Raw genomic sequence first — 20,858 nt, forward strand, 5'->3', positions numbered from 1 at the left:
TTCAGTCCGCCTTGCGCAAGGCGGTATCGAAGACGCCTTCGACCGGCAGGCAATCTTCGAGATCAATCTCTGCGAAGTAGCTTTCCTTGGCGCACAGCGTAGCTTCGAAACTCCCCGCAGCCTGTGCCGCGCCGCTCTCCAGCGAGAAGGCTTCCAGCGTGATCGAGGCACCGCCCGCGCCTTCTTCGCTTGTATAGAACTGCGCGTTCATGCCATCGGGCCAATAGGACGCCGAACTGGCGGTTATTTGTGCGCCCGCGCCTTCTCCCATGACGCTGATATCCAGCGTCAGGACATTGTGCATCCGGCGTTCAGCTTCGGGGTCCTGAGCCTGAATGGCGAGATTTGTCACCGGGCCGAACGTTCTGAAATGCGCAGTGGCCGAATCCTCTGATGGGACCGCGAGCGTCTCGCCCGCATAATCCTTGCCGTCGATCACCGCTTTGACCGTGCCAATGGGCGAAGTCTGGACCCGGGCCAATGCGGAAAGCGGGACAGCCGCGCACAGGCCAAAAAGACCGGCCGCGCACAGAAGGCGCATCGGAGATAATTTCATGATGATATTTCCTTAGTTTGATGAGGTCTCGGGGAATGCCCAGTCCTCGTGTTCGATGCGGAAGACTCGCAGGGGCGCCCCGGGTCGGGCGGGGTCTGCGCGCAGCCTGAAGATCGCGCGGCGGGTCTGGCCGAAATTCACGATGTCCACATGCAGAGTGATCATGCCGCGGAGCATGGGTTGATCCGGATCGGGAACCGGTTCGGAGACACTGCCGTCGAAGTCCTGTGCGCCATAGAGCGGGCTGGCGCCGGGCGGACGGGCCTTCATCGCCTCCACCACGCCGACGGAAAAGAACTGGCCCGCATGCGCGGGGTCCAAAGGATGCGGCCCGCCCGCGGGGGCCTGTTCCGCCCACTCGTACAAGGTCCGCACGAGGTCCCGGGCGCGCATGATCAACGCGTCGCTTCCGGGCGTTGCTGACTCGGACGTGTTGGCGATTGGGGCAGAGGCTGTGTAATCCGGCTTCAGATAACGCTGAGCTACCCACCCGGCCTTGCCGAGGTCGGCCGTCTGCATCAGGCACCAGCGCGCTGGCAGGGCTTCATGCTCGGCTTCGCTCAGTTTGAAATAGTGCGCGGGCGTATAATACGGCACGCAGGTGATCTGTTTCAGGCTGCGGGCATCGTGTGCAAATGTCTCGATCACCGGATAATCGGCTCCCGGCCCCATGCGCGCATTGAGAACATCATTCTCCGCCACTCCCACAACCCGCCAGGCGTCCGGTCCATGACCGTCTATGTCCGCATGAGCGGATAGGGGCGGCAGAAGAACGGCCAGCAAACCGATCAAAAACATGAGGAAACGCTGTCGGCCAGCATCCCACGGCGGCGGATGTTTGTTCATGTCGTCCCAATCAGCTGCCCGGCACGGCGGTCGGTCACCAGGGTATGATCCGCGCAAACCTAGCCGGCTGCGGAGGGGATGGAATAGTGCATCTGGCCCATGCCGGCTGCCCCAATAGTTCAAGGATGGCGAAAAAGCGCCGCCAGAGCCGTCTTGCTCGATATTTCGAGCTTGTCGTAGACGCGCGCGAGCTGGTTCCTAACCGTTGAAGGCGATGTGCCGAGCGCCGCGGCAACCTGCCTGTGGGTAAGGTCCGCAGCATAAAGTTTGGCCACTTCCCGCTCTCGCGGCGTCAGTAGCGACAGCCCCGGCTGAGAGGCGAGATGAATGAAACAGGCGTTTCCGAAAGTCGAAAGCCGGGCCGAGCCTGTTCGTCCGTGCCATACTCCATGGCCAGTCAGGGTTCGCATGACGTCCGGCGGGATGGCGCAGAGGCGGGCGCCCCACTCCTCCGTTGCAATTTCATCGAAGCGGCCTTGGCGGGACAGAATCCAGCCTTGTCGGTCTATCATGGCCACGGCTTCGCTGTTAATCGCCGCGCGGCCGGTCCACAGGTCGCGGTTGATGCGAAGGGCTTGCGACAGGTGCGGCATTAGCGCCTGCTTGAAAGCGCGTTCCGTGTCGGAGAATGCGTGCCGCTGTCCATCGGCGCACAAGCCGACAAAACTGACATATCCGTCCGACTTCTCGGCCGTGATCGTCGCCATCATGTGAGACGCGTCGAACCTGCGCCAGTGATCGTTATAGGCAAAGCTGCGGCGATAGTTCGCCACGTCATCGAAACGTGCTGTCTGGCCAAGTCGGGTAAGGGTCAAATCGCAGAATGCGTCATCATGGGCTACGGCCTCCCAATCACCCAGGACAGCGTCCGACTGGTCCAGAACGGCGAGATCGGTAACCATCCGGTCGTCAGCCCGGCCGCCGCCCCAGACCGCAAAATTGAATGGAAGAATCTGTTGCAGGTTTCTCAGCGTCCGCAGACGTAACGCATCAGGCTCGCATGACATGGAGTCGTGATAAAGCTCCAGCAGAAAATCATTGTTTTCGCCTGATTGCACCATGGCGGAGTTCCTGCTGTTCACGCGGAAGACACTCTAGCAATGCTCGCTTGTGGGTGAATCTTATTCAAGGCGCCGTCACAAGAAATTGGATTGAGACCCTCGACCTGCGTCAGCCGTGTCTCCAGCCGTCCAATCCATTTCGCTATTTCAGGACATCTCCCGAGGTAATTCGCCGGACAGCACCGTTCCAATTCATCTTCCATAGGACAATTGCACTATTTTCCTCGCGCAGACGATTTTACAGGCTGACGCTATTCTATTTCTCAGGGAGCCACTGATGATGCCACTCGCACTTTCTACGTCTCTTGCTGCGGCCCTTTCCCTCGGATCGGCTCAATTGACGATTGATGGCGAAACAACCACCCACGAAATTGCAGCGTGCGCGATGAAAGCTGAAGGCAGTATGCCCGCTCGTCTTCTGATCGAGGAAACGGACCTGACGCTTAATCTTGTTCGGGCCGACCACATGCAGTCGATCAGCTTGATCAGGAACAATAAGAACTGGACGGCGAGCCGGCTGATGATTGGCGAAAGCTGGATGGATAAAGGTCAGCCCAGCGAGCCCATTATCATCGAGTGGGGAGAATCGATTCGCGTTGAAGCTCTGTTGAGTTCCGTTCATGGCGCAAATGATAAGGTCATGAAACTTACCGCGGAGTGTGGTTAGACGAAAGTGGCTGCCATCTGGACGGGATGCCCATGAAATTCCGCGGCGACCCACTATCTCTGGCGCGCGGCCGATCACGAGGGAAAGAAGCTGGAGGGTATTGTCAGAGGAACCAGGCTTGAGCGGCTGGCCCGGTCCGCCTAGCGTTTCCGGATGGCCAAACCGTTCCGTTATTTCAAGACATCGCCGGAGGTGATCCGTCTGGCGGTGATGCTCTATGTCCGCTTCCCGCTCTCGCTCCGGAACGTGGAAGACCTGCTCCACGAGCGCGGCATCGATGTCAGCCACGAGACGGTGCGATGCTGGTGGAACCGCTTTGGCCCGATGTTCGCTGGCGAGATCCGGCAAAAGCGGGCTCAGCAGATGCGGTCGTTCCCGCAGTGGCGATGGCATCTCGACGAGATGTTCGTGAAGATCCGCGGCGAGACGCATTATTTATGGCGGGCGGTCGATCACGAGGGCGAGCTACTGGAGGCCTATGTATCGAAGACGCGGGATCGCGAGGCGGCGCTGCGGTTCTTGCGGAAAGCGATGAAGCGCTACGGCGAACCGAGATCCATCGTCACCGACAAGCTGAGATCCTATGGCGCGGCCTTGCGGAAGCTGGGGCTGGACGGCCGGCAGGAGACGGGCCGCTGGCTCAATAATCGGGCCGAAAACTCACATCTTTCATTACGACGAAGGGAGCGGGCGATGCAGCGCTTCCGGCGCATGCGAAGTCTGCAGAAGTTCGCCTCTGTCCACTCCTCCATCTTCAATCACTTCAATCACGACCGCCACATCAATCGCCGCACAGCTTTCAAGCATCATCGCGACGCCGCCCTTGTCGAGTGGCGTCAGCTCGGCTTGGCCTGAGACTGGCGCGTTCCGGCTTTACGGAGACCCGTTCGCATTCGCCTGACAGCACCGGCGCAGCGCCTTCACGAAGCCATAGGCGACACGGTCGCGCAGGCCAGCGGGTTTGTGGTGGACGCTGAGGTCGATGAAAGGTTCGGTCATGGTTCTTGTTTCTGTGTTCAACCCGTCTCGCGGGCCGGTCTCCGATGCGAGGGGAAGTATCAGCGGCCGGGCCCCCGCAAAATTCTGGTGAGCGCGTACGTGGTTTCCCTTATACGCGGGAATTTTCCGAAGGCGCTGTGCGCGCGGGATCGAAAAACACCGCCAGACGGAGGCTGCCCGCGATGCGCTCGGCGCGGTCGATGAAAAGCGCGGCGACATCAGGCGCACACTCCTCCCGCGCGGTCTCGCGGAACAGGGTCAGCCAGCGCTCGAAATCGTCGGGCCGGGTTTCTTTCAGCTTCATGTGCGCGGGCATGGGACGGCCCTTGTAGCGGCCCGTCATGCACAACACTGAGGACCAGAAATCGCACATCCGCTCCAGATGAGACGCCCAGTGATCGCCGATGCGCCGTTCGAAAACCGGCCCAAGGCGCTCATCGACGCGCACGCGGGCATAAAAATGGTGAACCACGCGCTGGATCAGCGCCTCGGTAATGTCTGGGTGAAGCGGCGCGCGGCGATCGCTGCGCGCCGGGACAACCGGGATTTCGGAATCAGTCATTGGCTTTGGCCGGTCAATCCGGTCCACTTGGTGCTTCAGGCCGAAAGCACGCCTTCGATACGATAGGTGCGGCGGCCTGTGGGAACCAGACGGCGTTCGCGCGTCCAGCGTGAGAAGAGGCGGGAGACGGTCTCGATCGTCAGGCCGGTATAGTCGGCGACCTGCTGCCGCGTCATGGGCAGCTCCAGATCTCCCACCGGAGAGATCAGACGCTCGGAAACGATGATCAGGAATTCGGCTAGGCGCTCGGCGGCGGATTTGCAGCCCAGAAGCGTCACATGCTTGCGCTCGCGCCCCAGACGCTCACGCATCTGCTTGAAGATGTAGTCTGCCCAGTCGGGGTCAGCGAGCGCGGCGCTGGCGTCTATCTGGACAAGCGACACCTCGGTCAGCGCTTCGGCGTAATGATCCACCGCGCCGTCGAAATCGAAGTGCAGCAGCTCGCCAGGCGTCACGAAGTCGGTGATCTGGCGACGTCCATCCTCGAAGATCTGGAAGACCATCACCGCGCCGCTGAGCACTTTCATCAGGCGCACCCCGGTATCGCCGGCGAAATAGATCGGTTCGGCTTTGGCAAACTGTCTGGTCTTGAGATCGCGCATTTGAATGCTCCGCAAAATGGAGGGGCCTTTCTCGCGCTTTCCAGTCAATAAAAAAATCCGGATCAGCGCGTACGTAATTTCCCGTATGTCAGCCCACCGCAGGCGGCGCGGCCTGGTTCGACCCGATGATGCTTTCAAGAAGATGCTCCGGATTCAGCGGCTTGCGAAACGCCACCGCGCCCTCATGGCCTTTCAGCGCCCGGTCGAAACATTCACTGCCCAGGCCTGAAAAGACCATCAGGCGCGGCTGGCGGGGCAGATGCGCCAGCCAGGGTTCCAGACGTTGCAAGGCGCCCGGGGCCGGCAGGTCAATCACGACCAGATCAACAGCATCCGGGGCGGCTTCGCCCATGAAGAGGTCGAGATCGGCATAGGTCCGCACGGGAAATCCATAGGCATTGGCGAACGCCTCGAACGCCTCCCGGACAGCGGCGTCTGTCTCGACAAGATGGATATGGCGCGTCGGCATGATGGCACCGACCGTGGCGCAGCCCGGCGGGCCGCGCTTTGCTTCGGATCAAATTTTCGCCGAACGGTCTGACAAAAGCTTCACTAGCCCCGCGACGTTGCGCACGCCCAGCTTGCTGAAGACGCGGGAGCGGTGGATCTCGATCGTGCGCGGGCTCACTTCCAGCTCTCGGGCGATCTCCTTGTTGGTAAGACCTTCATTCAGGGCGCGGGCGACCTCGCGCTCCCGCTCGGTGAGGGCTTCCAGGGCTACGCCTGAACCGTTTTCGCCCGCCTTATAGAGCGCCCCGGCGACCGCAGCGTCCAGCATGGCTGGCGTAAAGGGCTTCTCGATGAAATCGAACGCGCCCAGCTTCACGGCCTGAACGGCCGCGGAAATGTCGCCGTGGGCGCTGATCATGATGACCGGAAAACCCTGCGGCTTGAGCCGGCGCAGCACGTCCAGCCCGGAGAGCTGCGGCATTTTCAGGTCGAGAAAGGCAAGGTCCGGCGCGCCATCATCTAGGCTTTGCAGGAAAGCCAGGCCGTGCGGGTAGAGCGCGATTTCGCGGCCGGGGCCCTCCAGCGCCGCGGCGAGGCTCTCGCGCACGGCGTCGTCGTCATCGACAATCGCGATCGTCTTCATGGAGTCCGTCATGATCAGTTTACCGGAAGGCTGAGCCTAAATCGCGCGCCGCCAAGACTATCGGATGCATCAGCGTCGGCCAGTTCCAGATTGCCGCCGTGCGACTCGGCAATATTGCGGCAGATGGAAAGCCCGATCCCCAGCCCGTTCGGCTTGCTGGTGACAAATGGCGAAAACAGGCGCGCGGCAATCTCCGCATCGATTCCGGGGCCGTTATCGTCGACGATGACGGACAGGAATTCGTCATCGACTTCTGTCCGCACGCGAATTTTTCGGTGGACCTGACCGTGGGTGGCGTCCAGCGCATTCTTGATCAGATTGACCATGACTTGGCGGATCTGGGTTTCGTCGGCAAAAATCTCCGCCGCGTCATCAGCCCGGCTCGTATCGATTTCCGCGGACCTGTCCACTTCGGAAACGCTGCAGAGCTCGACGGCGGCCTCGATCACGTCCCTGACCGGAATGAAGGATTTTTCCTGGTCGCCCTGCTCCACCATCTGCCGGATCCGGCGGACGATGTCCCCGGCACGGTTCGCCTCGATCTGGACGCGCTGAAACAGTCCCCTTGCCTTATCCGGGTCGTTCTCGAGGGAGCGTTCCGCCGCGGCGAGAAACAGGGAAATCGCTGTCAGCGGCTGGTTCAGCTCATGGGCCAGGGACGAGCCCATCTCCGCCATGGCGCTGACCCGGCCCATATGAATCAGCTGGGACTGCAACTCGCGCAAGCGCTGCTCGGCCGAGACGCGCTCGGTCAAATCGCGGACGATTCCGACAAAGCGCGGCTCGCCCTCGTGCGTAAAAGCGCCGACGCTGAGGTCCATCGGAAAGACTGATCCGTCGTTACGCAGTCCCTCGACCTCGCGACCGATGCCGATAATCCGTTTCTCGCCAGTGTTCAGGTAGCGGTCGATATAGCGATCGTGCTGATGCGAATAATGTGACGGCATCAGCATCGAGACGTTGTGGCCGAGCACTTCGGCCTCGGTCCATCCGAAGATCTTCTCGCAGGCTGGATTGTACAGGTTCACCACGCCGTGCCGGTCGATCGACATGATGCCGTCGACAGCGGTCTGCACCAGCGCCTGTAGTTGTTCTTGCGCGTAGGTTCGGGTCATTCTGAACAGATTTCCGATTCTAACACCGCCGCTTTACGTTTGCTGCAAAATATGGGCGATTCAAAACACTATTACGCGCGTCGATCGAGACGGGATGGACAGCACGTTGCGTGACTGGGCGTGGCGGGTCGACGACAACGTTGTCTTGATTGACGGCCAAGCGATGATCACCAATTCGAAATTCTAGGAGGAGCCGCGCATGCGGCTTTTATGCTCATTTGCAGGGTGAGCACGCCTCACCAGTTTAACGAACCGGCGATTGGCTGAGCCAATGTGATTCGCAAAACAGATAGGCCACTATCCCAAGGATCAGCCCGCCAGCTGCAAAACAGAGGCCGCAATGGCTGGCTGTCTGGAGCTGAGGCGTGGACAAGCACAGCGCGGACATGGCTGAACCAGACGTTGCGCCACAAGAGATCAAAACACCTGCCCCAGACGCCGATAGGGCACTGACCCAGAAGGTGCGTTCAAGACATTGATCTAGAGTCTTCATCACCACCAATCGCCTAGGGTGATTGTCGCAGCGGCTTCCTTGATCGAAATCAAACCGAAATCAATCGATACGTGTTTCATGGACCAGGATGACACATGGAAAATGCCGTTCAAGTTTTGGTCCAGCGATCAGTCATGAACCAAATACTCGAGCCAGGTCCGTGCAGGCTGCATAGAGAGTTTGAGATTCATTTTGTTGCAGTTTGACAAATTCCTGAAGCGACGTCGGCGGGCGTTCGATCCGCTCGCTCAGCGCCGTGAATATGCGGGGCCGGCGCTTTTCAGTTACGGATTCCGGCCGTTTTTTCTGTTCGGCGCAGCCTGGTCAGCAATCATTGTTCCAATCTGGGCCCTATTTTTCGCGACGGGACGTGGTGACGTCGGCGGTTTGTCGGCGCTCTACTGGCATACGCACGAAATGCTGTTCGGCTTTCTGTCGGCGATTGTCGCCGGGTTCATGCTAACCGCAATTCCGAACTGGACAAGTAGGTTACCGGTGCTGGGTATTCGTTTGATGCTTCTGAGCGGTCTGTGGGGCGCGGGGCGTGGAGCCATGCTTGTATATGAATCCATGGGCATTGCAGCGGCTCTGGTGGATGCGGCTTTTCTGATCGCGCTCGCCTTGTTCGCGTGGAAAGAGGTCCTTATCGGTAGAAACTGGAAAAACGCGCCGATCTGTTTTTTGGCATCAGTTCTTGCGCTTGCGAATATTGCCTTCCATGGCGCGTTGCTGGCTGGTGATGACCCACATTTCGCACAAAACGCGGCGATCGCTGTCCTCACCATAATGATTTCGATCATCGGGGGGCGTATCGTACCGAGCTTCACGCGCAACTGGATGGCCCAATCCGGCCTTTCGCCGCTGCCGGTTGTTTCCACACGCTTCGACTGGATCGCGCTTATTGTGCTTGTCGCTGGTCTCATTGCGTGGCTTGTCCGGCCGGACGACATTGTCACGGCCGGGTTGCTGGCCTCCGCCGCAATTCTGCATTTCTGGCGACTGGCTGGCTGGAAAGGGTGGCGCACGCTCGCCGAGCCGCTCGTGACGATTCTCCATCTCGGCTATTTCTGGTTGCCGACCGCCCTCGTCCTGATGGCAGCAGCCATACTTGCTTCTAAACATGTACAGCCTTCCGCAGCGTTGCACGCTCTCACTGCTGGTGCGATGGGCACCATGACCTTGGCCGTGATGACGCGCGCCAGCCTCGGTCATACCGGTCGCGCGCGGACCGCGGATCGGTGGATCGTAACAATCTATATTTTGGTCTTGACTGCCGCGATAGTTCGAACGTTCGGACCAATCACTGTTCCTGAGAACTATGATCAAGTGATCTCGTACTCAGCAGCTCTTTGGGCGCTGGCATTCGCAGGATTCGTGGCGCGATTTGGTTACGTTCTAAGCACGCCGCGGCAAGCGTAGATGGGCCGGTCGATTGCAATTTTAGCAACGCCTTGCGGGGAGCGGCGTCCGCATGGTGAGATGACGGAAAGCTAGAGATGTTCAGTCGCCACGGATGGGAGTTCGCGCAGTGTGGATTTTTCTTGGACGTTCGACTTTCGTCTAGAATTCCTCGAAAGCGCTAACGTCATCAAGCAATAAACCGATTGAAAGAGACCCTTTATAATGAGCGTTACCTTGACAAGGAATGAGCGTCAGTTCGCAAACTTTATCTCGATCATCATTTTTGCGTTTGGCGTCTTTCTGGCCGCGGCTGGAGGGAACGATCCGCTCAGCGTGCACGGGTTCATTATCATTGCCGTGGGGATCGCCGGTTTTTTCTTTACCGCAGACGCTCTTTATAAGCCAGAGCCCACTGAAGAACGGCTATCTTACTATTATGACGAGCCCATCAAAGCCGGGGTAGTGCTCTCAATGGCTTGGGCGGTTTTCGCCATGTTCATGGGCGTTTGGGTTGCGTCACAACTTGCTTGGCCGAATCTCGCGTTTGAGGGGGCCTGGTCAAGCTTCGGTCGCCTTCGGCCGGTCCACACAACAGGGGTAATTTTCGGATTTGGCGGCAACGCCTTGATCGCCACCTCTTTTCATGTGGTTCAACGGACGTCGCGCGCCCGCCTGCCTGATCAACTCTCTCCCTGGTTTGTGCTCGTGGGCTACAATCTTTTCTGCATATTGGCGGTGACCGGTTATTTCATTGGCATTACCCAATCAAAGGAATATGCCGAACCAGAGTGGTATGCAGACATACTTCTCGTAATTGTGTGGGTAACATATTTTGTACTCTATCTAAGAACGATCGCGCGCCGGAAGGAGCCGCATATTTATGTGGCCAACTGGTATTACATGGCCTTCATTCTCGTGGTGGCCATCCTTCATGTCGTCAATAATATCGCGATTCCGGTGTCGCTTGGTCATGCCAAGAGCTATACGGCATGGGCCGGCGTACAGGACGCCATGGTGCAATGGTGGTACGGCCACAATGCGGTTGCGTTTTTCTTGACGGCCGGATTTCTCGGCATGCTGTACTACTATCTTCCTGTGAGGGCGCAGCGGCCGATTTTTTCCTACCGGCTTTCCATTCTAAGTTTCTGGGGCATTACATTCTTTTACATGTGGGCCGGCTCCCATCATTTGCACTATACGGCATTGCCACACTGGGTTCAGACACTGGGCATGACATTTTCTGTCATGCTCTTGGTCCCGTCCTGGGCTTCGGCGGGCAACGCATTGATGACGCTTAATGGTGCTTGGGGGCGCGTGCGGGATGACGCGACCTTACGTTTCATAATGATCGCAGCTGTTTTCTACGGACTTTCAACCTTTGAGGGTTCGTTTATGGCTATACGGCCCGTGAATGCTTTGTCTCACTACACAGACTGGACGGTCGGTCATGTACACGGCGGCGCGCTCGGGTGGGTGGCCATGATTACTTTCGGAGCATTCTACACACTGGTTCCATCGCTATGGCGAAGAGAACGCATGTATTCCGCCGCATTGGTCGAGGTTCACTTCTGGCTCGCGCTTGCCGGCACTCTCGTCTACGTCTTTGCTATGTGGAATTCCGGAATTATTCAGGGTTTAATGTGGCGAACTTATACCGAGGAAGGTTCGCTTGCGTATTCCTTCCTCGATTCACTTGTAGCCATGTATCCCTACTACATCGCCCGGGCATTCGGAGGCTTACTGTTCCTGCTCGGCACGATTGTCGGGGCATATAACATCTGGATGACGATCAAAGCCGCTCCGCTTGCGGTTCCTCGCAAGAGCGATGTTCCGTATTCAGATGCTGTCGCGGTTCCGGGGGAATAGAGGTCATGGCGGAATTATTTCACCGTAAGCTTGAGCGTTCGGCGATCGGTTTTGTGCTTGCGATCATAGCTGCGGCCAGTGTTGGCGGCATTGTCGAAATTGCGCCGCTTTTTACGATCGATCAGACTGTTGAAGAGGCACCGGATATGCGCGTGTACACGCCTCTGGAGCTGGCTGGACGCAACATCTATCTCCGCGAGGGGTGTTATGCCTGTCATAGCCAGATGGTCCGGACGCTGCGGGATGAGGTTGAGCGCTACGGACCTTATTCACTCGCTGTCGAGTCCCAGTATGACCACCCCATGCTATGGGGCTCGAAACGAACCGGACCGGATCTCGCGCGCGTCGGTGGCAAGTATAGCGACTTTTGGCAAGTTGCTCATCTGACGAACCCGCGCGAAGTCGTGCCGCAGTCGAACATGCCCGCTTATCCCTGGTTGGCGCGGAATGGGCTGGATATGGACGACTTGGCCCAGCATCTCAGGGCGCAGCGCGCTGTCGGAGTGCCCTATACTGACGAGATGATCGAGAATGCTTCCCGTGACGCCTACGGGCAGGCCTCTCCGAACAGTGAACACGCTTCGGGCGTTGTCGACAGATATGGCGAGGATACGCAGATCAGAGCGTTTGATGGCGTCGCGACACGCGTGACCGAAATGGACGCCTTGGTGGCTTATCTGCAAGTTCTCGGCAGGCTCACGGACGCAGCGTTCGAAGACACCGCCGCGCCGGAAGAGGCTCCGGAGCCCATCGAATGACAACGGCGGAGCCAGTATGAATATTGATCACGAATCCCTTGTCGCTTTTGCCAAGAGCTGGGGCCTGTTTTACCTCATCGCATTTACGATCTGTGTGCTGATCTACACTTTCTGGCCGTCAAACCGGAAGAAATTCGACAAGGCTAAAAAAAGCATTCTCGACCAAGGCGATGAACCATGGGAATAGAGGAACGCGACCCGGTCAGCGGACGCAAGACAACCGGCCATGAATGGAACGGCATTAAGGAACTGGATACGCCTGTGCCGCGGGGCGTGTTGATATTTCTGATTGTCACTCATGTTTTTGCTGTCATTTGTTGGTTTCTATTGCCCGCATGGCCGCTGGGGAGCACTTTTACAAAAGGAATCCTGGAAACCGACCAGCGGGAGATTGTCGAAGAAAAGCTTGTTCGTGCTGCTGCCGAGCGAGCGTCTTGGATGGAGCGGATAGAGTCGGCCACTCTCAAAGAGATACAGGCGGACGAGCAGCTGATGTCGATAGTAAACAGCACTGGGCACCAATTATTCGGGGACAATTGTGCTGCATGTCACGGCGTCGATGGCAAGGGGCGTGCAAATTATCCCGATCTGACAGATGAAGACTGGCTCTGGGGGGGCAGTCTGGACGCGATCGCCAACACCATGCGGGTCGGTATCAATACCGACCATCCTGAAGCTCAATTCGCGATTATGCCTTCATTTGGACGGGATGGCATACTTGATCGCGACCAGGTCCGAAGTGCGGCAGCTTACGTCTACTCGTTGAGTAATCCAGATTATTCCACGGCCGACAACATTGATCGTATCGCAACGGGACGTAACGTGTACCTGTCGAGTTGCGCCTCATGTCACGGTGAAGACGCGAGGGGAAGTCAGCGGGTAGGCGCGCCCAATCTGACCGATCAATACTGGATTTATGGGGGCGACCTCCAGACCATTGTTACTTCTGTCCATGGCGGTCGACAGGGTCACATGCCCACGTGGGACGAGCGTCTTACCGAAGCTGAAATCAAAATCCTCACCCTTTATGTCAACTCGCTCCAGGTCGAGGATCCATGAACGGCGGTCGACGAATAAGGGTCCGCAGGACGCAACTCCTTGTGTGGGCTTTGGTCTCGGCGGCGCTTCTGTTGTTCGTGGCCGCCAATGGCCACTTCGTTTATGTCGCGTTCAATTCACAGCCGGACTGCGTCCCTCATTTGAAAGAGGCCAAGGGAGAGGATGGCGCATTCAGAGCGGCGAAATCGGCTTGTTGAGAGGTTTTTATGATGGGCGACGTGCACGATTCCTACGGGTTGCTGAGTGAAACCTCGGGCATTGAGGAGACCCGCGACCCGCGCTGGCAGCGACATCTTCCGCTCGGCGTCAGCATCCGATGGTTGCGCGCCGGATGGAGAGATTTTTCCGCCAAGCCCGCGCAAAGCCTTGCGTATGGGTTTGGAATTTTCCTCATCTCCAGTGCTCTGGTCTGGCTGGTCGCTGCCACAGGACGGGACTATATCCTGTTCCCGGCTCTGGCCGGATTTATGATCGTCGCCCCGATTCTGGCGATTGGGCTTTACGAAAAGAGCCGCGCAATCGAGGAAGGCCGTAAATCGACCCTCCGCAGCATTCTGTTTGTCAGGCCCCGTGCAGGCGCGCAGGTCTACTTCACCGGACTTCTTCTGTGTCTGCTTATGCTTTTGTGGATGCGGGCAGCGGTTCTCATCTACGCGCTCTTTTTTGGCGTGCGTCCGTTTCCTGGACTTGACCAGGTACTTCCACTCTTGATCTCGGAGCCCATTGGCTGGGCGATGCTGCTCGTCGGGACTTTAGTTGGGGGGCTTTTCGCCGCGTTTGCTTTCGCAATCAGCGTATTCTCCATCCCCATGCTGCTTGATAGGCGTGTCGACGCTCTGACGGCTATGGGTACGAGCATGGCCCTGGTCTGGAATAACATTAGTCCCATGTTTATTTGGGGAGCGACTGTTCTGGCTCTTTTTCTCGTTTGCATCGGTACGGGTCTACTGGGCCTGATCGTTATTTTCCCCTTACTGGGTCACGCCACATGGCACGCTTACAGTACGGTGACCTCTGGAAAGGAGTAGGAATTGAGCTGCTGCGCGGCCGATACCGACGCCGGCTTTGCGGCGTCAGGCGAGGGGGAAATGTCCCGGGAGGAAGTCCTCTATGCCAGCAGGTCCCTTAACGATGACCTTGTTCAAACGGAATTTTCCGTTCCCAAGGCGCATTGCGGCGGATGCATCGCATCCGTGGAAGGCGCGCTGACAAAGCTTGAAGGGGTCGTTTCCGCCCGCCTGAACCTTTCTACGCGCCGCGTCAGCGTGAGGTGGCGCAAGAGCCTTCCCCTGCCGCCATTCATTCGGGCGCTCCAAAGGGCCGGCTATAAAGCGACGCTTTCCTCAGCCGAGGATACCGACACGGATCCTGAGATGGGGAAACTTGTTCGCGCGACTGCAGTAGCAGGCTTTGCAGTGATGAATATCATGCTTCTGTCTGTGTCAGTTTGGGCTGGCGCGGAAGCAGATACGCGGCGCGCTTTTCACCTTATCTCAGCGCTACTTGCGGTACCAGCCGTGGCGTATTCAGGGCGCATTTTTTTCCAGTCTGCCTGGTTCGCCGTGCGTGTCGGCAGAACCAATATGGATGTACCGATCTCGGTCGGCATCCTTCTCACGCTTGCTCTTAGCCTTCACGACACATTCCGGAACGGGCCGCACGCTTACTTCGACGCAGTCGTATCCTTGATATTCATCCTGCTGATCGGACGCACTCTCGACCACATGATGCGACGCAAAGCGAGGACGGCAGTATTGGGACTTGCCCGATTGACGCCCCGCCTTGCCATGGTCTTGCGAGCTGGAGGACAGCAGCGCGTACCCATCGAAACCATAGAAGAGGATGAAATCGTCCTCGTCGCCGCCGGAGACCGGATTCCACTGGACGGGATTGTATTGTCAGGCGCAGCTGATGTGGACACGGCGCTGGTTAATGGCGAGGCGGCGCCGGTTTCGGTGTGCGCGGGGGCACCGGTGCTGTCTGGCATGTTGAACCTAAACGGTTTATTGAAGGTGAAAGTAACGCGAACGAACAGCGGGTCTTTCATATCTGGCATGGTCCGGCTGATGGAAGAGGCGGAGCGCGGCCGCGCGCGCTATAGACAGCTCGCGGATCGGGCGGCAGCTTTGTATTCGCCCGTTGTGCACTCGCTTGCCGCAGTGGCTTTCGGTAGCTGGATGATGATTACCGGAGACTGGCATCATTCGTTAACGGTCGCGATTTCAGTGTTGATAATAACTTGTCCGTGCGCTCTTGGCTTGGCCGTTCCCATGGTTCAGGTGATGGCAGCGCGCAGACTGTTCGAGCGGGGCATTGCCCTTAAGGAGGGAAGCGCGCTGGAACGACTCGCCGAGGTAGACACCGTCGTTTTCGACAAGACGGGCACGCTGACTTTAGGCGAGCTCCAGATCACTGACAGCGGTGTTGCCGGAGCGGACTTGCAAGCCGCCATAGCGCTGTCGGCGCGATCGCGGCATCCGGTGGCGCGCGCGGTGGCGGCATTGGACGCGTCACCTGATCAAGTCGAGATCGAAGAGTTTGTTGAGCACCCTGGCCAGGGGATCGAGGGGCGTGTAACCGGCAACTTATATCGTCTCGGTAGACCGGAGTGGGCGCTAAATTCACCCAGCAATGTGTCTGAAGTTAGTGCATCCACAGGTGCGGCTTTGTCGCGGGATGGCGTTGCAGTGGGGTTCTTCGCAGCGACAGATGCAATTCGCCCGCAAAGCTTTGAAGCGATTGACGCCCTGCGTCGCAAGGGGCACGAGGTCGAAATGCTTTCCGGGGATCGCGATAAAACAGTGGACGCGATGGCCAATTCACTCGAAATTGCAGCCTACCGCGCCGGGCTTTTACCAGAAGACAAAATTGCTCGGCTTGAGGAAATCGTCCGAGCCGGCAAGAAGGTTCTCATGGTCGGGGATGGGTTGAACGATGCGCCTGCCTTATCCGCCGCCCATGTCTCTATGGCTCCGGCCAACGCGGCTGATATAGGCCGGGCTGCGGCGGATCTCGTCTTTTTCGAAAGTTCGCTGATGGCCGTGCCTGAAGCCCTAGACGTTGCCAGGCAAGCGCGTGATCTGATTCGTCAAAACCTGGTGCTTGCTGTTTTGTATAATCTGTTAGTAATCCCTGTCGCTCTGTTGGGCTTCGTGACACCACTGATGGCGGCCCTCGCCATGTCTCTCTCGTCTATGCTCGTCGTCGCAAATGCTCTCAGATTGACGAAGCAGCGGAAGAGTTCTCGCGGATCGGGCAACGCGTTCCAAAAGGGTGAATACCGATCACCGGAGGCCGCATAGTGTCCATACTGGTTTGGTTAATACCAATCGCACTAGGTATGGGATCAGTCGCCCTCTGTGCTTTTCTCTGGTCGATGCGTAGCGGTCAGTACGAAGATTTGGACGGGGCGGCAGAACGAGTCCTGCTTGACCAACAGGAAGATCGCCCAATTATTGATGAGTCAGAATCGACCGTCACCGAAAACAATCGGAAAACATGACCCCCCCCTGTGAAACATTGGCAGTCGCCGTACGTTGCATACTTGGGACCACAAAGCCCAGAACGAACCCAGGCCCATGCTAAAAAGTGTTAATACTCCACGAGACACGACAGGAATGCTGGCGCTGTTTTTCGGTGCTGCTGTGGTGATTCCAAGCATCATCGCTCTTACCACGAGCTTATATGCTGTCGCTGTAAAGATATTTTGATTTAGCGCCAACGACGCGAGATTGGCGGGAAGGCGGCGTGAATATAAAAACTAAAATTTAAGAGAAAACTTTATAAAGCGCTTCCTAAAAACATGCCCAGTATTGGCGCGTTGTATTACTTGCTGCTCGCATCTTTTAACGAACCTCGTCATCATACCCTCGGCGTGAGCTGACAAAAACGAGGACCATAAGGCCCCCTCCAATTACAACTGTCAGAATGGCTCCTGCGGTTAACGCAGCCCAGCCATGTGCCGAAATTTCTGCATCTCCGATGCTGGTCCAAATCCATGTGGCAACTATAATACTTGCTGTCAATAAAACTAACATGATGATTGTAACGGCTAAGCTGCCTCTCATTATTATATCTCCCTAAAGCTAGATTTAAAAATGATATTAAATTGATAAGTAGCAATTATGATCAGCACCGCAAATCATTCATAAGTGCTATTTTCTTTGGGCAACGTTTACGTACAGTTTGTGATTATTTACTTGAGGCCTCTCCCCTATAGAAGTGCAAGATTAGGTCTCCAATATCACGTCTCAATCCTTGGAAACATTTATTGCGGTCGCGACAATTAGCGCCACCAACACCACGACTTTTGCTATCTCAATCAACGCATATGTGAAATGGTCTGACGACGGAGGTGGAGGCGTGCCGCTGAGATATGCGTCAATACGCACACCAAGCGTCGGCAATAAAACAAAAACTTGCACAGCGACCAAGCTAACTAGAACAAGGACAATCGGTGCGAAAAAGCGGATGTCTTTGAGCCAAAGCAGATGCGCCAAGAGGGCTGCACAGAATGAACCTTCAATCCAACGGAACGTAGAAAATGTGTGTTGGCCTACATCTAAAGCTTCAATCAAGCTTAGCGATTCTGCATTAAACTTTGCTGGGGTGGCCACAAATGAAACCCCGATCAGGACCCCCAGCCACAGCGTGCTAAAGAACATCAGTGACAATGAACTCGTCATTTTTTCTGTCTCTGTCGTGCAGTCATTTGACCAGGTTGAAAAATTGATACCCGGTCGGCCCTCAAAAAGATATATATAAATTACTGGTTTTAGAGCGACAAACTGATGCACCTTACCCGTCACACTGATTTCGCGTTTAGGCTTCTCATGATGTTGGCCGCCGCTGGTCCCGACCGAGTATCGCTGGATCAGGCGGCCGGCGTATACGGCATTTCAAAGAATCATCTTATGAAGGTTGCCCAACGACTCGCAAAAGAAGGTCTAATAGTCGCATCACGGGGTCGGGGCGGGGGATTTCTGTTAGCTAAAGAGCCTAGAGAAATTCGGCTCGGTGATGTGGTGCGTGGTGCTGAAAAAAATCTAGCTTTGGTTGAATGCTTTTCGCCAAACAGCAATTGTTGCCCGATTACGACTTCTTGCAAATTGCAAAAGATTCTAGCGAATGCGCTGGAGGCCTTTCTAGACGAACTCAATAAATTCACACTTCGGGACCTGATTGAAGACAATCGCGCTCTTCGAGCGCAGCTCGGACTGAAAGAATAAAGAGTCTCCGCTGAATTGGCAGAGCGGCGTAGGTCGTACGCCCCCTTGTGAATAACCCGGCGACCTGTGAAGGGGCGTTGCTACTAAAGCTTGAATATCTTCGATCTAGACGTTCACTTCATCAAACATACGTAGAGAATCAGCGAATTAGTCGCCGGTTCCGGGCTTTTCAGAGAACAAACGTTCGTATTTTCCGGTTTCGGTATCGAACTTCTCGGCGTCTTCGGGCGGGTCTTTCCGCACGGTGATGTTCGGCCATTTATTGGCGTAGACCGTGTTGACCTCCAGCCACTTGTTGTCCGGGTCGTCCTCGGTGTCGGGCTTGATCGCCTCGACGGGGCATTCCGGCTCGCACACGCCGCAATCAATGCACTCGTCGGGATGGATGACCAGCATGTTCTCGCCCTCATAGAAGCAGTCGACGGGGCAGACTTCGACACAGTCGGTATATTTGCAGCGAATGCAGGCGTCAGTGACGATATAGGTCATCGGAAAAATGGGCTACGCTTTGCGACGCAGGGCAACACGGCACCATAAGTAGCATATAAAATATCGATTTTAGGGTTCAACTGCAGATGCCGTCGCACAAAATGAATGGTGGTGATTGACTTCGCCTGCAACGAGGCAGAACATCGCCATATGCGAGCAATACAATCAATTCGCGTCCAAGCGAGACACGCTCTCGGGCTACTCCTGACAGGAGACTGACCCCCGATCGCCATTTAGCGGCGTGATCGGGGCAGACCTACTTTCAAACCGGATATTTCTCAGCGCGTGAATGCGCGTATCTGTCTCAAGGAGCATGACCCGTGGGTATCCAGGAAATACATAAGCCAGAAATATTCGTAACTGCTGGGGATTACGATCTTCTGGAGAAGCTCGTGCCAGCGAACGAGGCTCATTCGATTGGTGTCCGTCTCTTCGCGGACGAATTGGATAGAGCAGAGATCGTGTCGGTCGAAAACGGCGACGTTTTCGTCATGCTTAATTCGAAAGTCTGTTTTAAAGACCGTTCCTCGGGTCGAACAAGAACCGTATTTCTGACGCTTCCTAAGGAAGCCAACGCGGATTCGGGCAAGGTCTCCGTACTCTCTCCGGTTGGCGCGGCGTTGCTAGGGCTAAAAGAAGGCGATCGATTTGAATGGGTGGACGACTCTGATCGTCTGCACCAACTGGAAATTTTGTCGATCGCGCCCATGAAAGTTTAAAGGACCAAATTTGAAGTAGAGTCTTATTCTGTCCGCCGCCAGTCATCCTGGAGGCATTGTCAGAGGAAACCGGCTTGAGCCGGGGCCTTGGCGCCAATAGCGTCTCCGCATGGCCAACCCGTTCCGCTACTTCAAGACATCGCCGGAGGTTATCCGCCTTGCGGTTATGATGTATGTCCGCTTTCCGCTGTCCCTGCGAAATGTGGAGGATATTCTCCACGAGGTCGGCATCGATGTCAGTCATGAGACGGTCCGTTGCTGGTGGAATCGGTTCGGTCCGATGTTCGCCAGCGAAATCCGGCGAAAGCGGGCCCAGCAGATGCGATCTTTCCCGCAGTGGCGTTGGCATCTGGACGAGATGTTCGTGAGGATACGCGGTGAAACGCACTATCTCTGGAGAGCGGTCGATCACGAGGGCGAGGTTCTGGAGGCTTATGTCTCGAAGACGCGGGATCGCGAGGCGGCCTTCGGTTTCTGCGCAAGGCGATGAGGCGATACGGTGAGCCGCGCTCGATCGTTACGGACAAGCTTCGGTCTTACGGCGCTGCGAGCTGGGTCTGAACGGCCACCATGAGACGGGCCGCTGGCTAGATAATCGGGCCGAAAACTCACATCTTCCATTATGAAAACGGGAACGGGTCATGCAGCGTTTCCGGCGCATGCGAAGTCTGCAGAAGTTCGCCTCTGTCCACTCCTCCGTCTTCAACCACTTCAACCACGACCGCCATATCAACCGCCGCTCAGCCTTCAAGGAATACCGTGCCGCCGCGCTAGCCGGGTGACGGCAACTCGGTGCGGCCTGAGGCCGAAGTTTCCGGGCTCTACGGAGACCGGCTCGCATTTGCAAGACAGCACCGGAAACCGCCCTTCTGGCCGGAACGCGGGAGGCGGCGAAACTACTGGGTCTGGATAAGAAAATCGGAACATTGGAGCCCGGCAAACGGGCGGATATCGTCGCCGTGCCCGGCAATCCCCTAACCGATAGCCGCACTGTCTTGGATCCGGTCTTCGTGTTGCAGCGCGGAAAGGTGGTTGTCGAACAAAGTGAAACAGCGGAGTGACGGTTATTTCGCGACCTTTGTTAGTGAGGACCGAATGCACCGCCATCCAGTCACTCGGAAAATTCCCATTCCCACAATTTATGGAATTCCCGCCGAAGTTTCCGGGAATTGTCAGGAGAACCGTGTGATTGAGCGGGTATGCCGGGTCGGCTAGAGTCACTGGATACCCCGAAATCCACTCCGCTATTTCAAAACGTCGCAAGTGATCATTCCTCTTGCGGCGATTAAGGCGATTGGAAATGTCGGCCGCCGGGAGGTCGATCGTCACATCAACCGCCGCCAT

The 20,858-nt window shown here is 56.8% G+C and carries 24 protein-coding genes and 1 pseudogene; 14 read left to right on the plus strand and 11 right to left on the minus strand.

The window, feature by feature from the left end; translation table 11 throughout:
• Position 1: 1 nt before the first annotated feature.
• The 3 genes from L338_RS05490 to L338_RS05500 form a co-directional block, all read right to left on the minus strand.
• Positions 2–556: a hypothetical protein gene (locus tag L338_RS05490; RefSeq protein ID WP_152485824.1), complete on the minus strand. Its 555-nt coding sequence runs from the start codon at positions 554–556 to the stop codon at positions 2–4.
• Positions 557–568: 12 nt separating this feature from the next.
• The gene (locus L338_RS05495) at positions 569–1,402 is read right to left on the minus strand and encodes an SH3 domain-containing protein (protein ID WP_027068297.1); all 834 of its coding nucleotides are present in this window, start codon (positions 1,400–1,402) and stop codon (positions 569–571) included.
• Positions 1,403–1,521: 119 nt separating this feature from the next.
• Complete coding sequence (locus L338_RS05500; RefSeq protein ID WP_022697369.1) at positions 1,522–2,463, minus strand: helix-turn-helix transcriptional regulator; 942 nt, start codon at positions 2,461–2,463, stop codon at positions 1,522–1,524.
• Between the two features lie 277 nt (positions 2,464–2,740).
• On the opposite strand from L338_RS05500, the gene L338_RS05505 reads away from it, so the two are divergent.
• Both L338_RS05505 and L338_RS05510 read left to right on the plus strand, forming a co-directional pair.
• Entirely contained in the window at positions 2,741–3,130 is a 390-nt protein-coding gene (locus L338_RS05505; protein ID WP_022697370.1) for a hypothetical protein, read from the plus strand.
• Between the two features lie 153 nt (positions 3,131–3,283).
• Positions 3,284–3,985 (plus strand): IS6 family transposase, encoded by a 702-nt coding sequence (locus tag L338_RS05510; RefSeq protein WP_022697371.1) that lies wholly within the window; start codon positions 3,284–3,286, stop codon positions 3,983–3,985.
• 18 nt (positions 3,986–4,003) lie between these two features.
• Here the strand turns inward: L338_RS05510 and L338_RS17905 are convergent, their stop codons facing one another.
• From L338_RS17905 to L338_RS05535, 6 genes are all read right to left on the minus strand, one after another.
• Positions 4,004–4,129 (minus strand): hypothetical protein, encoded by a 126-nt coding sequence (locus L338_RS17905; RefSeq protein WP_022697372.1) that lies wholly within the window; start codon positions 4,127–4,129, stop codon positions 4,004–4,006.
• A 109-nt stretch (positions 4,130–4,238) separates the two neighbouring features.
• Positions 4,239–4,691: a group III truncated hemoglobin gene (locus L338_RS05515; RefSeq protein ID WP_022697373.1), complete on the minus strand. Its 453-nt coding sequence runs from the start codon at positions 4,689–4,691 to the stop codon at positions 4,239–4,241.
• A 35-nt stretch (positions 4,692–4,726) separates the two neighbouring features.
• A complete protein-coding gene (locus tag L338_RS05520) occupies positions 4,727–5,293 on the minus strand; it encodes a Crp/Fnr family transcriptional regulator (RefSeq protein ID WP_022697374.1) in 567 nt (188 codons plus the stop codon).
• A gap of 88 nt (positions 5,294–5,381) precedes the next feature.
• On the minus strand, positions 5,382–5,762 hold the full coding sequence (locus L338_RS05525) for a response regulator transcription factor (RefSeq protein ID WP_022697375.1): 381 nt from the start codon (positions 5,760–5,762) through the stop codon (positions 5,382–5,384).
• A gap of 48 nt (positions 5,763–5,810) precedes the next feature.
• Positions 5,811–6,398 (minus strand): response regulator transcription factor, encoded by a 588-nt coding sequence (locus L338_RS05530; protein ID WP_022697376.1) that lies wholly within the window; start codon positions 6,396–6,398, stop codon positions 5,811–5,813.
• Positions 6,399–6,400: 2 nt separating this feature from the next.
• A complete protein-coding gene (locus tag L338_RS05535) occupies positions 6,401–7,501 on the minus strand; it encodes a PAS domain-containing sensor histidine kinase (protein WP_022697377.1) in 1,101 nt (366 codons plus the stop codon).
• 685 nt (positions 7,502–8,186) lie between these two features.
• Here L338_RS05535 and L338_RS05540 point away from each other — a divergent pair.
• The 8 genes from L338_RS05540 (at position 8,187) to ccoS (ending at position 16,580) form a co-directional block, all read left to right on the plus strand.
• Positions 8,187–9,413, plus strand: coding sequence for an NnrS family protein (locus tag L338_RS05540; protein WP_206740790.1), 1,227 nt, complete (start codon positions 8,187–8,189; stop codon positions 9,411–9,413).
• A 204-nt stretch (positions 9,414–9,617) separates the two neighbouring features.
• A complete protein-coding gene (ccoN, locus tag L338_RS05545) occupies positions 9,618–11,261 on the plus strand; it encodes a cytochrome-c oxidase, cbb3-type subunit I (protein ID WP_022697380.1) in 1,644 nt (547 codons plus the stop codon).
• 5 nt (positions 11,262–11,266) lie between these two features.
• Positions 11,267–12,019 (plus strand): cytochrome-c oxidase, cbb3-type subunit II, encoded by a 753-nt coding sequence (gene ccoO, locus L338_RS05550; protein WP_022697381.1) that lies wholly within the window; start codon positions 11,267–11,269, stop codon positions 12,017–12,019.
• Positions 12,020–12,035: 16 nt separating this feature from the next.
• Positions 12,036–12,206 carry a CcoQ/FixQ family Cbb3-type cytochrome c oxidase assembly chaperone gene (locus L338_RS05555; RefSeq protein ID WP_022697382.1) on the plus strand — a complete coding sequence of 57 codons (171 nt, stop codon included), beginning with the start codon at positions 12,036–12,038 and terminating at the stop codon, positions 12,204–12,206.
• Positions 12,197–13,078, plus strand: coding sequence for a cytochrome-c oxidase, cbb3-type subunit III (gene ccoP / locus L338_RS05560; protein WP_022697383.1), 882 nt, complete (start codon positions 12,197–12,199; stop codon positions 13,076–13,078). Before L338_RS05555 ends, ccoP begins: the two co-directional genes overlap by 10 nt.
• Before the next feature lie 209 nt (positions 13,079–13,287).
• The gene (locus L338_RS05565; RefSeq protein WP_027068300.1) at positions 13,288–14,106 is read left to right on the plus strand and encodes a DUF2189 domain-containing protein; all 819 of its coding nucleotides are present in this window, start codon (positions 13,288–13,290) and stop codon (positions 14,104–14,106) included.
• Positions 14,107–14,166: 60 nt separating this feature from the next.
• A complete protein-coding gene (locus L338_RS05570) occupies positions 14,167–16,380 on the plus strand; it encodes a heavy metal translocating P-type ATPase (RefSeq protein WP_152485825.1) in 2,214 nt (737 codons plus the stop codon).
• Positions 16,380–16,580, plus strand: a complete 201-nt coding sequence (ccoS, locus tag L338_RS16935; RefSeq protein WP_081639483.1) for a cbb3-type cytochrome oxidase assembly protein CcoS — start codon at positions 16,380–16,382, stop codon at positions 16,578–16,580. Before L338_RS05570 ends, ccoS begins: the two co-directional genes overlap by 1 nt.
• A 748-nt stretch (positions 16,581–17,328) precedes the next feature.
• On the opposite strand, the gene L338_RS05575 is transcribed toward ccoS, so the two are convergent.
• A complete protein-coding gene (locus tag L338_RS05575) occupies positions 17,329–17,886 on the minus strand; it encodes a hypothetical protein (protein WP_161624600.1) in 558 nt (185 codons plus the stop codon).
• A gap of 24 nt (positions 17,887–17,910) precedes the next feature.
• On the opposite strand from L338_RS05575, the gene L338_RS16940 reads away from it, so the two are divergent.
• Complete coding sequence (locus L338_RS16940; RefSeq protein ID WP_241762232.1) at positions 17,911–18,306, plus strand: RrF2 family transcriptional regulator; 396 nt, start codon at positions 17,911–17,913, stop codon at positions 18,304–18,306.
• Between the two features lie 147 nt (positions 18,307–18,453).
• Here L338_RS16940 and fdxA read toward each other — a convergent pair whose 3' ends face one another.
• Entirely contained in the window at positions 18,454–18,795 is a 342-nt protein-coding gene (fdxA, locus tag L338_RS05580; protein ID WP_022696366.1) for a ferredoxin FdxA, read from the minus strand.
• A gap of 320 nt (positions 18,796–19,115) precedes the next feature.
• Between fdxA and L338_RS05585 the strand changes: the two genes are divergently transcribed.
• The 3 genes and pseudogenes from L338_RS05585 (at position 19,116) to L338_RS16945 (ending at position 20,575) form a co-directional block, all read left to right on the plus strand.
• The gene (locus L338_RS05585) at positions 19,116–19,514 is read left to right on the plus strand and encodes a GreA/GreB family elongation factor (protein WP_022697387.1); all 399 of its coding nucleotides are present in this window, start codon (positions 19,116–19,118) and stop codon (positions 19,512–19,514) included.
• Between the two features lie 109 nt (positions 19,515–19,623).
• Positions 19,624–20,296 (plus strand): annotated as a pseudogene (locus tag L338_RS18190) (IS6 family transposase).
• A gap of 57 nt (positions 20,297–20,353) precedes the next feature.
• Positions 20,354–20,575 (plus strand): amidohydrolase family protein, encoded by a 222-nt coding sequence (locus tag L338_RS16945; RefSeq protein ID WP_081639485.1) that lies wholly within the window; start codon positions 20,354–20,356, stop codon positions 20,573–20,575.
• Positions 20,576–20,858: the final 283 nt, after the last annotated feature.

It is taken from the genome of Euryhalocaulis caribicus (genome assembly GCF_000412185.1).
GTDB lineage: Bacteria > Pseudomonadota > Alphaproteobacteria > Caulobacterales > Maricaulaceae > Euryhalocaulis > Euryhalocaulis caribicus.